At 41.0% G+C, this 12,707-nt stretch carries 15 protein-coding genes; 4 read left to right on the forward strand and 11 right to left on the reverse strand.

Going from position 1 to position 12,707, the window contains the following annotated elements; translation table 11 throughout:
• Nucleotides 1-122: 122 nt before the first annotated feature.
• Nucleotides 123-1,913: a methyl-accepting chemotaxis protein gene (locus tag ACIGG7_RS16915; RefSeq protein ID WP_397550348.1), complete on the forward strand. Its 1,791-nt coding sequence runs from the start codon at nt 123-125 to the stop codon at nt 1,911-1,913.
• 65 nt (nt 1,914-1,978) lie between these two features.
• On the opposite strand, the gene ACIGG7_RS16920 is transcribed toward ACIGG7_RS16915, so the two are convergent.
• Nucleotides 1,979-2,125: a YjcZ family sporulation protein gene (locus ACIGG7_RS16920; RefSeq protein ID WP_224940477.1), complete on the reverse strand. Its 147-nt coding sequence runs from the start codon at nt 2,123-2,125 to the stop codon at nt 1,979-1,981.
• Nucleotides 2,126-2,289: 164 nt separating this feature from the next.
• On the opposite strand from ACIGG7_RS16920, the gene ACIGG7_RS16925 reads away from it, so the two are divergent.
• Nucleotides 2,290-2,871, forward strand: coding sequence for a DUF502 domain-containing protein (locus ACIGG7_RS16925; protein ID WP_397550349.1), 582 nt, complete (start codon nt 2,290-2,292; stop codon nt 2,869-2,871).
• 312 nt (nt 2,872-3,183) lie between these two features.
• On the opposite strand, the gene ACIGG7_RS16930 is transcribed toward ACIGG7_RS16925, so the two are convergent.
• The 4 genes from ACIGG7_RS16930 to rsgA all read right to left on the reverse strand — a co-directional run bounded on the left by ACIGG7_RS16930 (nt 3,184) and on the right by rsgA (nt 5,952).
• Nucleotides 3,184-3,684, reverse strand: coding sequence for a PTS sugar transporter subunit IIA (locus ACIGG7_RS16930; protein WP_397550350.1), 501 nt, complete (start codon nt 3,682-3,684; stop codon nt 3,184-3,186).
• A 108-nt stretch (nt 3,685-3,792) separates the two neighbouring features.
• Entirely contained in the window at nt 3,793-4,215 is a 423-nt protein-coding gene (gene msrB / locus ACIGG7_RS16935; protein ID WP_224940474.1) for a peptide-methionine (R)-S-oxide reductase MsrB, read from the reverse strand.
• The gene (gene msrA, locus ACIGG7_RS16940) at nt 4,205-4,753 is read right to left on the reverse strand and encodes a peptide-methionine (S)-S-oxide reductase MsrA (RefSeq protein WP_224940473.1); all 549 of its coding nucleotides are present in this window, start codon (nt 4,751-4,753) and stop codon (nt 4,205-4,207) included. Before msrA ends, msrB begins: the two co-directional genes overlap by 11 nt.
• Nucleotides 4,754-4,923: 170 nt before the next feature.
• Nucleotides 4,924-5,952 carry a ribosome small subunit-dependent GTPase A gene (rsgA, locus tag ACIGG7_RS16945; protein ID WP_397550351.1) on the reverse strand — a complete coding sequence of 343 codons (1,029 nt, stop codon included), beginning with the start codon at nt 5,950-5,952 and terminating at the stop codon, nt 4,924-4,926.
• 325 nt (nt 5,953-6,277) lie between these two features.
• On the opposite strand from rsgA, the gene ACIGG7_RS16950 reads away from it, so the two are divergent.
• Entirely contained in the window at nt 6,278-7,018 is a 741-nt protein-coding gene (locus ACIGG7_RS16950) for a DUF4397 domain-containing protein (protein WP_224940471.1), read from the forward strand.
• 64 nt (nt 7,019-7,082) lie between these two features.
• Here ACIGG7_RS16950 and ACIGG7_RS16955 read toward each other — a convergent pair whose 3' ends face one another.
• From ACIGG7_RS16955 to ACIGG7_RS16965, 3 genes are all read right to left on the reverse strand, one after another.
• Nucleotides 7,083-7,670: a YpmS family protein gene (locus tag ACIGG7_RS16955; RefSeq protein WP_224940470.1), complete on the reverse strand. Its 588-nt coding sequence runs from the start codon at nt 7,668-7,670 to the stop codon at nt 7,083-7,085.
• Nucleotides 7,660-8,496: an SGNH/GDSL hydrolase family protein gene (locus ACIGG7_RS16960; protein WP_224940469.1), complete on the reverse strand. Its 837-nt coding sequence runs from the start codon at nt 8,494-8,496 to the stop codon at nt 7,660-7,662. Before ACIGG7_RS16960 ends, ACIGG7_RS16955 begins: the two co-directional genes overlap by 11 nt.
• A gap of 87 nt (nt 8,497-8,583) precedes the next feature.
• Nucleotides 8,584-9,564, reverse strand: coding sequence for a nucleoside hydrolase (locus ACIGG7_RS16965; RefSeq protein ID WP_224940468.1), 981 nt, complete (start codon nt 9,562-9,564; stop codon nt 8,584-8,586).
• Nucleotides 9,565-9,790: 226 nt separating this feature from the next.
• Here ACIGG7_RS16965 and ACIGG7_RS16970 point away from each other — a divergent pair, with 226 nt between their 5' ends.
• Entirely contained in the window at nt 9,791-10,273 is a 483-nt protein-coding gene (locus ACIGG7_RS16970; protein ID WP_397550373.1) for a PCYCGC motif-containing (lipo)protein, read from the forward strand.
• Nucleotides 10,274-10,355: 82 nt separating this feature from the next.
• Here the strand turns inward: ACIGG7_RS16970 and ACIGG7_RS16975 are convergent, their stop codons facing one another.
• From ACIGG7_RS16975 to ACIGG7_RS16985, 3 genes are all read right to left on the reverse strand, one after another.
• Nucleotides 10,356-11,198 (reverse strand): DegV family protein, encoded by an 843-nt coding sequence (locus ACIGG7_RS16975; RefSeq protein WP_397550374.1) that lies wholly within the window; start codon nt 11,196-11,198, stop codon nt 10,356-10,358.
• Nucleotides 11,199-11,402: 204 nt separating this feature from the next.
• Complete coding sequence (locus tag ACIGG7_RS16980; RefSeq protein WP_263628117.1) at nt 11,403-11,654, reverse strand: YpmP family protein; 252 nt, start codon at nt 11,652-11,654, stop codon at nt 11,403-11,405.
• Between the two features lie 95 nt (nt 11,655-11,749).
• A complete protein-coding gene (locus ACIGG7_RS16985; protein ID WP_397550352.1) occupies nt 11,750-12,412 on the reverse strand; it encodes an SOS response-associated peptidase in 663 nt (220 codons plus the stop codon).
• Nucleotides 12,413-12,707 lie beyond the last annotated feature (295 nt).

Consider the following 12,707-nt stretch of genomic DNA (forward strand, 5'->3'; position numbering starts at 1 on the left):
AATTCTCAAAAATTCGACATAATTTCTCTAAATTGACTAGAAATATTAGGTCGATATGTATAAAATAATGGTAAGTTCATCCTATGATGCTACTTTTTGCTTATCTTCAGGAGGGGGAAACGGTGAAAAAGACTAGAAAAAAACTGCTAAAAGTACCAAAAAGAAAGAAAGAGAAAAAAGAAGGATCTAAAAATATCTTTGGTTTCTTATCGTATTTTCGTACCATACGTGGAAAAGTCGTCCTGTCTTTCGGGTTATTAACGATTGTACTTTTAGTTCTCTCGGCTACTTCTTATTTCAATATGATGAAGCTGGAAAAAGAGATCGACACGTTGATTACTTATGATATGAAGGTCGATACCAAGTTGAAAGATCTTTCAAAAGTATTAAATGATATTGAAATCGGGGAACAAGGCTATGTGATCACTGGTGCGACAGGATTTCTAGCACCCTACCAAAATGGTAAGAGAGAGGTAGAAGGTCATATCGAAGACTTGAATTCACTCTTGAAAGATAACCCCGACCAGCTTGATAAAATGGGTAAAATTCAAGCACAATACGGATTCTGGATGCAATTTGTAGACCGTGTGATCGATACAAGAAAAGAGGATGGTCTCGAAAAGGCTGCAAAACTGGTTGAAACAGGCGTAGGGAAAAAATATTTGGACGGGATTCGTTCGTATGTAGACATGATCGTCGTCGATCAGCAAAAAGATTTAAATGACCGAATCGACTCCCTGAACCAACAGGTGTACATGTCTAAAATTGCCACCATCGGCTTATCTGCATTCGCCGTTCTTTTAGCGGTATTCTTTGGAATCATTTTATCTCATAACATTAAAACCAATACAAAGAAAATCAGTACATCCATTTTAGAAATTGCCAACGCGGGTGGGGATTTGACGAAACGAATCCATGTCAAATCCAAGGATGAACTGGCCGGCCTCGCATCTGATACAAATCAGCTTATCGCCGGAATCGCAATCCTTGTCAAACAGGTTTCCGAAATGGCCGAAAACGTATCAGCAAGCAGTCAGGAACTTCTCGCATCTGCTGAGGAAACGTCACGCACAATCACTTCCATTGCAGAAACATCCAGTGAAATTGCCGCGGGTAGTGAACAGACCACTCATCGCATGTCTTCTTCATTAGAAAAGATGAATAGCCTTGAGGAAGCAGCACGCTTTTTATTCAATCAGGCGGATCTCGTAAGACAAACCGCACGAGATATGAGAGCCGTTGCGGAGAAGGGCGGAAATACCGTCCAAGCTTCTTCATCAAAAATGATGAGCATTGAAGAAACCATGTCCAATACAAGTGAAACGGTAGAAGCATTAGGTCAGCGTTCATCACAAATCACCACCATCATAGGCACTATCACAGACATTGCCGAACAAACCAACCTTCTCGCTTTGAATGCAGCCATAGAAGCAGCACGTGCTGGGGAGCATGGCAGAGGTTTTGCTGTTGTTGCGGATGAAGTAAGAAAACTTGCTGAACAGTCGCGACAAGCTGCCAAAGGTGTAACGGAAATCGTTCACAGCATACAGGAAGAAGTCAATATTATCATCAAGCAGAACTCTGATGGAGTGAAAGAAGTCATTGCAGGTGTTGAAATTACCAATGAAACCAATGCATCCCTTGAAGATATATTGAATCAAACAACGAAAACAACGGTTGTAGTGGATGAAATGGTGGATCATATTCAAGAAACCCTATCACTCAGTCAAGAAGTAGCCACTTCATTTGCCCATGTAAATGAAATAGCTGAATCCACTGCTTCTAACACAGAAACAACAGCTGCCGCTTCTGAAGAAGGATCTGCTGCCATGGAACAAGTCACCGCTAGTGCATCTGAGCTTTCACAGCAAGCGGAAAAACTGAAAGAGTTAATTTCAAGCTTTAAAATATAATCCAAAAAGAGCTGTCGTGTCGACAGCTCTTTTTTTCATCATTATTTGATAATCAAAACCACAGATTAATGCCCGCAGTAACAAACGGCTCCAATAATAATCAACAGGATGAATAATACAACGATCAACGCAAACCCATTACCGCATCCAGCAACCGGATAAGCATACCCACCTTGATAACATGGATCACAACAACCATATCCATAGTTCATACCTATCACTCCTCAAAAATTTATTTATTTACCTTATACTCTATGTCATACACCCAGAAAGTGTTTGTGCATTCGCCTAATTAATTCAGTGGAACTCCTTTTCTGTATGAACATCTTTCTATATAATAAGGGGAGTTTATAGAAAAGGCAGGAGAAATAGCTGTATGAAATGGTTTTTCAAATCGTTTATCAATGGAGTGCTCACGATTGTTCCGATCGCTCTTGTTTGTTACGTTGTATATAAAATGTTCTTATTTTTTGATGGCTTATTAGGAAATATCTTAAAACCATACCTGAATGAAAACTATATCCCAGGTATTGGACTTCTGGCCACCATCGTCCTGTTAACGGTTCTCGGATGGCTGTCCACTAAATTTTTCACAGGGACTATCATTCGATTAGTGGATATCCTCCTACAGAAAATTCCTTTTATCAAGACGATTTACTCGGTCATAAAGGATACGATTCATTCATTCCTGGGAGAAAAGAAGTCATTTTCTAAGGTAGCTCTCGTCACAATGCCTGGCACGTCAATGAAATGTTTGGGATTCATAACGACAGAAAGCCTGGAGGATTTACATGATGATCTGCAGGATCACGCAGCTGTTTATATTCCCCAAACGTTTCAGGTCGCGGGCGTGACGTTTTTGATTCCGAAATCGGATATTGAAATACTGGATATTAAATCCGAGGAAGCAATGAAATTCATTTTATCAGGCGGGATGACAACAAAGCGCGAGAAATAACATGTGTTTGGGTCATCTACGATGAAGTTTAGTACGTTTGTTTCAATCTTTTTAGTAGGATGAGTGTTAACGAGGGATTTCATTACTGATTCTTGGTCTCTCGCAAACTTTTTTAAATGGTCAGCTTGCGTATTTGCGTCATTTCAGTGGGGTATTGCGTCGTTTTTAATTTTATTGCGTCATTATTTTATTATTTGCGTCATTTCCAAAGCTTTTTGCGTCTAATTCCATAAATTGAAAATAATCCTTCGTGAGGATGCACTTTCCTCCAAAATAAAAAGACCGGCAGCCAAGCCGGTCTTTCCTTTTTTATTATTTTGAAGAAATCTCCAGAACTTCTTCTTTCCCAGCTGTAACACTTGCTACATCTTTTTTCACCAGATCTCCCATGTCATCCCCATTTGTAATGATGATAGGCGTGATGGTACTCTTTGCTTTTTCTTTCACTAATTCCAGGTCATACGTAATCAACGGATCTCCGATGCTTACTTTTGAACCTTCCGAAATATGCGCCTCGAAACCTTCACCATTCATTGAAACGGTTTCAAGTCCGATGTGTATCAGTATTTCTGCGCCGTTTTTCGCTTTGATTCCTACGGCATGTTTGGTGGGAAAAAGTTGCATGATTTCCCCATCTACAGGTGATACGACCTTTCCGACTATCGGATCAATGGCGATTCCATCCCCCATCATCTTTTGAGAGAATACAGGGTCCGGGACCTCTTCAAGAGATTTAACCTTACCGGACAATGGCGCGACGGCACTTACCGTTTTAGGTGCTTCTTCCTTTTTACCAAAAAGCTTTTTTAGCATCTTCTTTCACCTTCCTATCATACTTTTATTTACACAAATGTAGCTCCAACTAAACATGAAAAGTCTATATTAGCACATATGTGAATGTCTTCACAGCTATTTACTTTGTTAGAATAACTTCTTGTATGAGCCGTACCCTTCTTCTTCCAATTTCTCTACCGGGATGAACCTGAGAGCGGCTGAATTGATGCAATACCGAAGTTTTGTAGGTCCGGGACCATCATTAAACACGTGACCCAAATGTGAATCTGCTTCCTTACTTCTTACTTCTGTACGGATCATAAAGTGACTCCGATCTTCTTTTTCTGAGATTTCCTGTTCATCAATCGGTTTCGTAAAGCTTGGCCATCCACAGCCTGCATCATACTTGTCCTTGGAACTGAATAGAGGCTTTCCTGACACGATATCTACATAGATCCCCTCTTCGAACGTATTCCAATACTCATTTCTGAACGGTGGCTCCGTGCCGTTGTTTTGAGTGACATCATATTGTTCGGGTGATAATTTTTTCTTTACATCTTCATGACTCATTCTTTTCCCCCCAATGGTTTTCGATGAATGCTACTCTCCCTGATCCCCTGCTGTACCGATTGTAATGTCCGGGATTCTTTTTATAATAATCCTGGTGATATTCTTCTGCAGGATAGAATTCTTTAGCAGGCAAAATTTCGGTGACGATTGGTTTAGAGAATACGCCTGAGTCCTCAAGTTCCTTCTTTGATTTCTCCGCTAACTTTCTCTGATCTTCATCGTGGTAAAAGATAACCGTTTTATAGGACTGACCCCTATCAAAAAACTGGCCACCTGGATCCGTCGGGTCGATTTGCTGCCAGTACACCTTCAGCAGCTTTTCATAAGGAAAAAGAGCAGGGTCGTATTCAATCTGAACCGCTTCGTAATGGCCTGTCGTTTCGCTGCATACTTCTTTATAGGTCGGATTGGAAATGTGGCCTCCTGTATACCCGGATGTCACACTTCCGATTCCGGGCTGTTCATCAAACGGTTTCACCATGCACCAAAAACATCCTCCAGCAAACGTGGCGACTTGATAATTTGATGACTCTGACATACTCTCATCATCCTTTCCGAATCATTCTCTTTCACTATTCCCTTTGTATGAGATTTTAACGCATTCCTACTAAAAAGGGAAAGTATTAAGCCTGCTCGATATGACGTACTTCATTCATTCTATCCTCATTATCGAAAAAAGAGTGACCTCCAAAAAGGTCACTCTTCTGATCAATATTTCAGCTTTCTCTGCTTACCGATATTTTTCCATTTCTTTCGTTCCAGTGATTCCAATCGTTTATTTCCCCGTCTCTCCATATAAGCGATTTCCCTTTGGAGCTTTTGAAAATGTTCGAGTCTTTCCTCTGAGAGAGCTCCCTCTTCAATTGCCTTGCGGATCTTGCATCCAGGTTCATCCTCATGTTGGCAATCCGTAAAGCGGCATTGAAGTGCTAGCTCCTCGATATCATGATAGTGAGTCGATAATCCTTCCTGCCCTTGCCATAACTGGATTTCCCTCATTCCCGGTGTGTCAATGATCGAGGCACCATTATCTAATAAAAATAACTCACGGTGGGTGGTTGTATGTCGTCCCTTATCATCAGACTCCCTTATTTCTTTTGTCTTCTGGACGTCATATCCCACCAGCAAATTGACTAGTGTTGACTTCCCTACACCTGAAGAACCGACGAGTGCAACGGTTTTACCCTCGGCCAAATAAGGCATCAGTTCCTCAATTCCGTCTTGATTCAATGCACTAATGGTTATGACCTTCACACCAAGTAAAGTGTCCTCTACTTCCCGTTTCTTTTTTTCGATATCGGTGCACGTATCGGATTTCGTCAGCACAATGACAGGGTTTGCCCCACTTTCCCAACATAGAAGTAAATATCGCTCCAGCCGTTTACTATTTAGATCATCATTCAATGAAGATAGGATGAAGACTGTATCGATATTTGAGGCTATGATCTGCTCTTCTGCTTCATTCCCTGCCTTCTTTCTCGAAAACTTACTTGTACGTGGTAACACTTTTTCAATGACAGACCCTTCCCCGCCCAGGAGAACCCAGTCCCCAACGGCCGGAAGATCCTCACGCTGCACGGTTTCAAATCTGAGCTTTCCGGAAACCTTTCTCAAACCTTCCCCTGTCTTCGTCATGACCATATAAGAACCCCTTTGCTCGGTCACGACTCTTCCTAATGTAAGCCCTTCTTCTGTCAAGTGATTCATCATCTCAAAAACTTTTTCTCTAGTATTCAACTTTTTTCCTCCCAAAATAAAAAATCCATTGCGTGGTTCGACACGTCAACGGATTCTCCAATTTAGAAGAAATGAAAAAATCAAATGATCCCGTTTGAAGTGAGATGACGTGACGAACCGATCTGTTGCGTATTTACATTAGCTGCTTGTTCCATTAATGATAAGCTCATAAAACATCACCCACTTCCTCAATTATTACTTATATTATCCAATATTTTCATCCTCTTTGCAAGAGAAATTTCTGATTTTTATAAAAATAGGTACTTTCACCATTTTTTCGCAACGGCATATTCTAATGTGTGAATACGATAAGGGAGAGATACGGATGAGCCAACATGATTATTTAACGAAAGCGGCGATGTATGACCTATTATCCGGTTATTATAAATATACTGATCCATCCATGCATGTTCATTATTATCAAAAACATCTTAAATACATGAGGCTAGCTTTACAGGCCCAACGTGCTGACATCACAACCTCCACTCAACCTTCATATGTACGGTTGCTTCATGCCGTCCCTGATGCCCCTGATGTAGATGTATATGTAAATGGAAATCGGGTGCTCAGAGATGTGGCATTTAAAGATGTGAGCGATTATTTAACACTGCCAGCCGGTAAATACCATATTGACGTATACCCTGCCGGTACGGGCGTAACAACAGTCATTAGTAAAAAAGTCAAAATCGACCCAGGGAAAATTTACACACTTGCAGCTGTAGGAACGCTTAATAAAATGCAATTACTCCCTTACCTGGATGACCCCACAGTTCCAAACGGAGAAACCAAAGTGAAATTCATTCATCTTTCCCCTGACGCGCCGGCAGTTGATATAGCCGTGAAAGGCGGGGATGTCATATTCCAGGATATCTCCTTTAAACAAGCCACTGATTATCTTGGGTTAACCCCGATGACCGTAAACCTTGAAGCCAGGGTCTCCGGAAGTAAGAACAGTGTACTCAGCCTTCCAAATGTAAAATTTGATCCTAATCAAGCCTACACGATTGTAGCCGTAGGTTTAGCCAATGGAACCCCGGAACTGGAAGCTCTCCTATTAAAAGGGTGACGAGGCCTAAAATATGAAGCTGACCCATATAAAAAAGGTGACTTCTTTAAGAAGCCACCTTTTCTTATTGTGCACGGTCCACAGGAACCAATAACCTGAACGAAATTTGATCTTTTTTTAAATCGAATTCGTTTGCCCGCACTTTCACATCACTTTTTAATTTCATGTCCTGCAGTGAGACATAAATCAATTCATCATTGGGCTGAATTTTGACCCAATCCGGGAAATTGTATGAATCTCTGATTACTTTCAGCACGTAATTAACCGGAAGATTCAATGAACCTACTGAAATCGATTTCTGCTTTAACAAAATATCCCCATTGTCCAATGCCTTTGGTTCAAAATTTAATTTAAAGTCAATGTCTGATGTAAAGACAGGAACAGAGCCCAGGAGTTCTACATCATCCTTCAGCTGGACATCATAATCCACTGGCCCCTTCATTCCTTCTTCTTCAATATAATGCTCGATTATAAGATTCAAGTCACTCTTGTTTGTCTCTACATTAAACCCTACTTCTTGATTATTATTTTTGTTACCATCAGGCAGTTTGTCATCCTTGATTGGCATAAAAATCATGGACACGATGATGACCAGGCCCAAAATGAACATACCTAAAAGGACAAAAAATCCTACCTTCCATTTATTCTTCATGACGGCTGCTCCTATCCTCTTTTGAATCTTTTTTCTCTGTCAATGTAGCTAATGTTTCCCCTTTTGCAAGATCCGTAAACATTCGATCTGCGATCAATTTATACCCATCATCATTCGGATGAAAGTAATCTTCATATAACAAGGTATCTCCCGCATCAATAAACAGGTCCTCAATCTTCACGAATAACGTCCGATCATAACTTGTCAAGACCTGAATACTTGCTTCATTCCAATTGTGGATCACTTGATTCACTTCATCTATATCCGAGAACCAAGTGTTAAAAGGATTATACAGGCCGACCAGGACAATGCCTGCATCCGGATTATAGCTTCGGATCGTTTCAATTATCTCTTGTAACCGGAGTTGATACTGTCGTTTCTCCTCCTGGAATACTTCTAACTTCAAGTGTGATAGGTTCTCACGAAAGATTTTCATAACATCGTTTCCCCCGATGGTAATCATCACTAAGTCCGAATCTTCGATGGAAGATTTCACATCTTCCTTCTTCAATCTCTTCAATAATTGATCGGTCCGGTTTCCCCTGATTCCGTAGTTATGAAACTGGGCATCCTTTACACCGTCCATTGATTCAAGACTCTTTTCCAAATAAGGCACATATCCGCCCTTTTTCGTACTGTCACCCACACCCTGGGTCAGTGAATCCCCTATAGAAACCACTTTTAAGTTTTTAGGAATGAATGTTTCAGTGGGACTTTCTTTCTCCCAACTGGATACTTCTCTTGTAATATGATCAGCAGCATCTTCTAACGTGCATCCTGAAAGGAAAAAAACAAAAGCGAGCATGAGAATGGATATTTTTTTCATATGCTTCACCTCGCTTACTCTTTTATATAGTATATCACGGTTGTTCTCCGGTAAAACAATAATACACTTATCCTGTTATCTGAGCTGCTATGGACGGCTCGGTCCTGACTGCAATGTTGCAAATACATCGGATATGAATTGACCATAATGGAATTGTTTAGCGATTTTATGGACTGGCCAGTGAGCTTTATCCGGAGACTTCCTAAAATCACCGATGCTCTCCCCGAATGTACAGCCTGTATTGACAGCCACTCGTATCGGTACTTCCTCAAATATCATCTTTTCACTGTCAGCCAGTGCCCACATCGCCAATAAATCATGAAGTGGGCTGCCCGATATATCGGGATACGTCTTTTTATAAAACTCATAGTAATAATCCACCATCGGTTTAATGATTTGACCGACCTTATCATTGGTTTTCACATAAAAATCATGAAGATGATCAATCATGGCAGGAGTTATAAGGGCATACATTGTGACGTCTAACGGAATAAGGTGAATCTTCTTCGGCGCCAGCTGGATCAGGATATTCGCGGCATACGGGTCTCCGTAGAAATTCGCTTCCGCTACAGGGGTAACATTTCCGGGGACATGGAACGCCCCTCCCATTACATAGAATTCCTTTACTTTTTTCATCGTTTCAGGATATAAAACAAAGGCCGTAGCGAGTGAGGTCAATCGTCCTGCAGAATAGATATATAATTCTCCGGCATATTGATTAATAATTTCCTTGATTTCATAGAAATTCTCACTGATGTCAGATGGATTGAATTCAATTTCATCAGGAATGATCGGTCCCAGACCAGCCACACCGTGGACTTCCGGATAGAACTGAGGCTGTGTACCCGTTAAGGCAGAGACCGCTCCGCCAATGACCGGAATATCCGTTATCCCCGTTAAACTTTGCAGGTACTTCACATTTTTCAATGCCGCTTCTCTTGATACATTCCCATAATCCGATACAATTCCGACAATCTCGATTATCTCACTATAGTAAGCATACAGTACCGCGACAATATCATCGATTCCAAAATCTGAAAAGACCAATACTTTCTTTTTATCAGACAAGCATGTACACTTCCTTTCTCCCTAAGTCATGCTCTATAAGGAAGGACTGATGTCATTCCACGTCCATTACATTAAAATGAGGAATCTTCCCTATTATATTTTATGATATGATACATTCGGTTATGAGGTCGCAAGAATATTCATAAAATAAACAAGAACTGGGACGAGCCTGCTGTTTATTTGATGGTAAAATACGTGTATGACAAAATGAAAGGTGAATGACATGATGAAAAATATTTTATTATACTTTTCGGTTTTGATCGGCCTTCTGGGAATTCTTGCTGGATGTTCAAGTGAGCCAGATGAAGAAGCGCAACATGACCACACTGCTGCGAATGGGGACATTCGAGAAGAAACGGCATCTGTGGATGTGCTTCCGTCTTTTCTTGAAGACAAGGATGACAATATGAGACTTGTCTATTCCTCTGCAGCGAAAAACCCAGAGCTATTAAAATACATCCCTTGTTATTGTGGGTGTGGTGATTCTGCGGGTCACGAAAGCAACCTCAATTGCTTTGTTTATAAAATGGAAGGCGAGAAAGTGGTTTGGGATGATCACGGAACCCGGTGTGAGCTTTGTTTGAAAATTGCTGCCGAGTCCATCGTAAAGTATAAGAATGGTGAATCCATCAAACAAATCAGGACTTTTATCGATGAGCAATATAAAGAAGGATATGCCAAGCCTACCCCTACACCTATGCCTTCATAAAATCAGACAGCAGGTTTTTCCTGCTGTCTCTTTTTTGAAACAAAAAAAGGCGAGAGGATGAATTCCTCTTCGCCTTCTGATATTAATCTGTATAGTACATAAATCCAATTGCACCAATCCCTGTGTGAGTACTGATGATTGGCGTAGTCGGGACAATGTCGATTTGATCATATCCGGTTTTTTCAATGATCTTCGCTTTAAGGTTTTGTGCCAAGTTCAGTCCGTCTGCATGAACCAAACCTACCCCGCGGATGGTCTTTCCTTTCACATCTTCAACAAACTGCGCTGTTAAATACTTCACTACCTGTGAATGACTTCGGACCTTCGCAACCGGTGTATATTCTGCTCCTTCTAAGGATGCAATCGGCTTGATATTGAGTAATGAGCCAATCATAGCGCGCCCTTTCCCAATCCTTCCACCTTTTACAAGATTTTCAAGGGTATCAACCACGACATACAGTTTTGTTTTCGAACGGATTTCTTCAATGGCATGGAGTATTTCTTCCATTGCCTTTCCTTCCTGCGCAAGTTTCGCCGCCTCGATTACTTGAAACGCCAGCCCTTTTGAAATGAAACGCGAATCAACAACCTTCACTTCTGAAGACGACATTTCTGCAGCCGACTCTGCCGAGCGAACAGTTCCACTCATATTCCCTGTCATATGTATGGACAATACGGAGGAACCATCTTTGCCGAGTTTATCATAAAGTTCAACAAATGACCCTGCAGGGGGTTGAGAACTTTTGGGCAATTCCTTGGAAGACTTCATTTTTTCTATGAAGCTTAAAGGTGAAAGGTCCACTCTATCTAAGTAGGTTTCTCCATCAATTGAAATAGACAGAGGAACCACATGAATATCCAATTCTTTTACAATTTCATCTGATAAATCTACTGTCGAGTCTGTTACAATCTTTATTTTGGTCAATTTTGCCACATCCTATCTCCCATATCATTAGTATTATATCGTTAATCGCCACGTATTTAAATAGATAGCCAGCATTTAACTCTCAGGGCAGACTCGATCATTCGAGAAGACGATCGATACTTCCCTTCTTCTAAACCTAAATCATATAAAAAGGTCTGACCCTGCGCATAGTTGCGAAAAAGGATCAGAACCCCCCAGTAAAAATTATGCATTATTCTTTAACTCTTCTGATTGATAAATTTCTTCGTACTCTGACCATTTCGTCGTTCTCTTTAAATGTTCACGAAAGCTGAAGATGGTCTTAGGCTCGTTTTGGTTGATGACTTTTTTAATGAATTGATTCAGCCTAAGATTGACCCTTAGGTAGAGAGGGTTATCTTTCTTCAATACAGGAACTTCTGAGATTTTGACCTTCCGTCCATACTTCGATTTGAACTCGATGGTTTTTGTCAGCAAAGTATCAATCCTCTTTTTCACCCGTTTATGCTTCTATTATACCCTATTTCCCTTCGCATAAATTGTCAAATCATGCAATAGTACGAATATTTTTTTTACACTTCGGATGAAATCGGGATGATGCATTCCGACAGATCGTTTTTAGGAGAGTTCACAATAGTGGAAACTTGGTATCCTTTCATCCTTTCATCAGGGAGCGGCTTTAACACGGAAGACGCTTCCTCATAGGAATATTCCTCAGTATTAAGCCATTTCTCAATATCTTCACGGTTTGTAAGCATCACCGGCATTCTCTCATGTACGTGGCTGACCAGTGGATTAGCTTCGGTTGTCAGGATAGTGGATGTGGTTGCCTCCCCATTTCGGTCCCATAATCCGGCAAATACAAAGGGCTCTTCTCCTTTCAATTGGAACCGTATCGGGGTCTTACCTGTTTCATCCTTCTTCCATTCATAAAAACCATCTGCAAAGATCACCATTCTTTTTGAATGGACAAGCGATTTAAAGCTTGGTTTATCAAGGAGTGTTTCACTTCGTGCATTAATCAGCGGTTTCCACTTAGAGCGGTTTGCCCAATTGGGAACAAGCCCCCACGTAATCTCCCCTGCCCTCCTTTTTCCCTTATGAGATATAAGAGAAAGAACGCTCTGTGAAGGGGCGATATTGTATCTCGGCTGCCATTCTTCAACAAATTCATCGATCAAATATTGTTTCACCAATTCCTCTAAAGGCGTCGTTAAGGAAAATCTACCGCACATCCATTCCACTCCTTCTTTCACTCTTTATTTTTGGCTCTTTTCACAAAGATTGTTGTTTTTCTTACACAGACTATGATTTGCAAAACTCTGTCATTTATTGTGTGGAAGAGGGTGAAGGGAACTGCTCCGCTTTCCACGGACGTTCGGCCGAGCCTCCTCAGCAAAAAATGAGCTGCACCCCTATTGTTGGACACACCAACCAACAATAGGAGGTGCCCGCACCAATGGCCAAGTTTACACAGGAACATAAACTTTACGTTGCCAAACGTTATCTAAATGAACTAGTCAGTTATCG

Source organism: Rossellomorea sp. NPDC077527 (assembly GCF_044542955.1).
In the GTDB taxonomy this organism is placed as follows: Bacteria; Bacillota; Bacilli; order Bacillales; family Bacillaceae_B; genus Rossellomorea; species Rossellomorea aquimaris_E.

Coding starts and splice junctions, on each gene's coding strand:
- ACIGG7_RS16920 (WP_224940477.1), bottom strand. CDS start 2,125: ATGAACTATGGATATGGTTGTTGTGATCCATGTTATCAAGGTGGGTAT.
- ACIGG7_RS16925 (WP_397550349.1), top strand. CDS start 2,290: ATGAAATGGTTTTTCAAATCGTTTATCAATGGAGTGCTCACGATTGTT.
- ACIGG7_RS16930 (WP_397550350.1), bottom strand. CDS start 3,684: ATGCTAAAAAAGCTTTTTGGTAAAAAGGAAGAAGCACCTAAAACGGTA.
- msrB (WP_224940474.1), bottom strand. CDS start 4,215: ATGAGTCATGAAGATGTAAAGAAAAAATTATCACCCGAACAATATGAT.
- msrA (WP_224940473.1), bottom strand. CDS start 4,753: ATGTCAGAGTCATCAAATTATCAAGTCGCCACGTTTGCTGGAGGATGT.
- ACIGG7_RS16950 (WP_224940471.1), top strand. CDS start 6,278: ATGAGCCAACATGATTATTTAACGAAAGCGGCGATGTATGACCTATTA.
- ACIGG7_RS16955 (WP_224940470.1), bottom strand. CDS start 7,670: ATGAAGAATAAATGGAAGGTAGGATTTTTTGTCCTTTTAGGTATGTTC.
- ACIGG7_RS16960 (WP_224940469.1), bottom strand. CDS start 8,496: ATGAAAAAAATATCCATTCTCATGCTCGCTTTTGTTTTTTTCCTTTCA.
- ACIGG7_RS16970 (WP_397550373.1), top strand. CDS start 9,791: ATGAAAAATATTTTATTATACTTTTCGGTTTTGATCGGCCTTCTGGGA.
- ACIGG7_RS16985 (WP_397550352.1), bottom strand. CDS start 12,412: ATGTGCGGTAGATTTTCCTTAACGACGCCTTTAGAGGAATTGGTGAAA.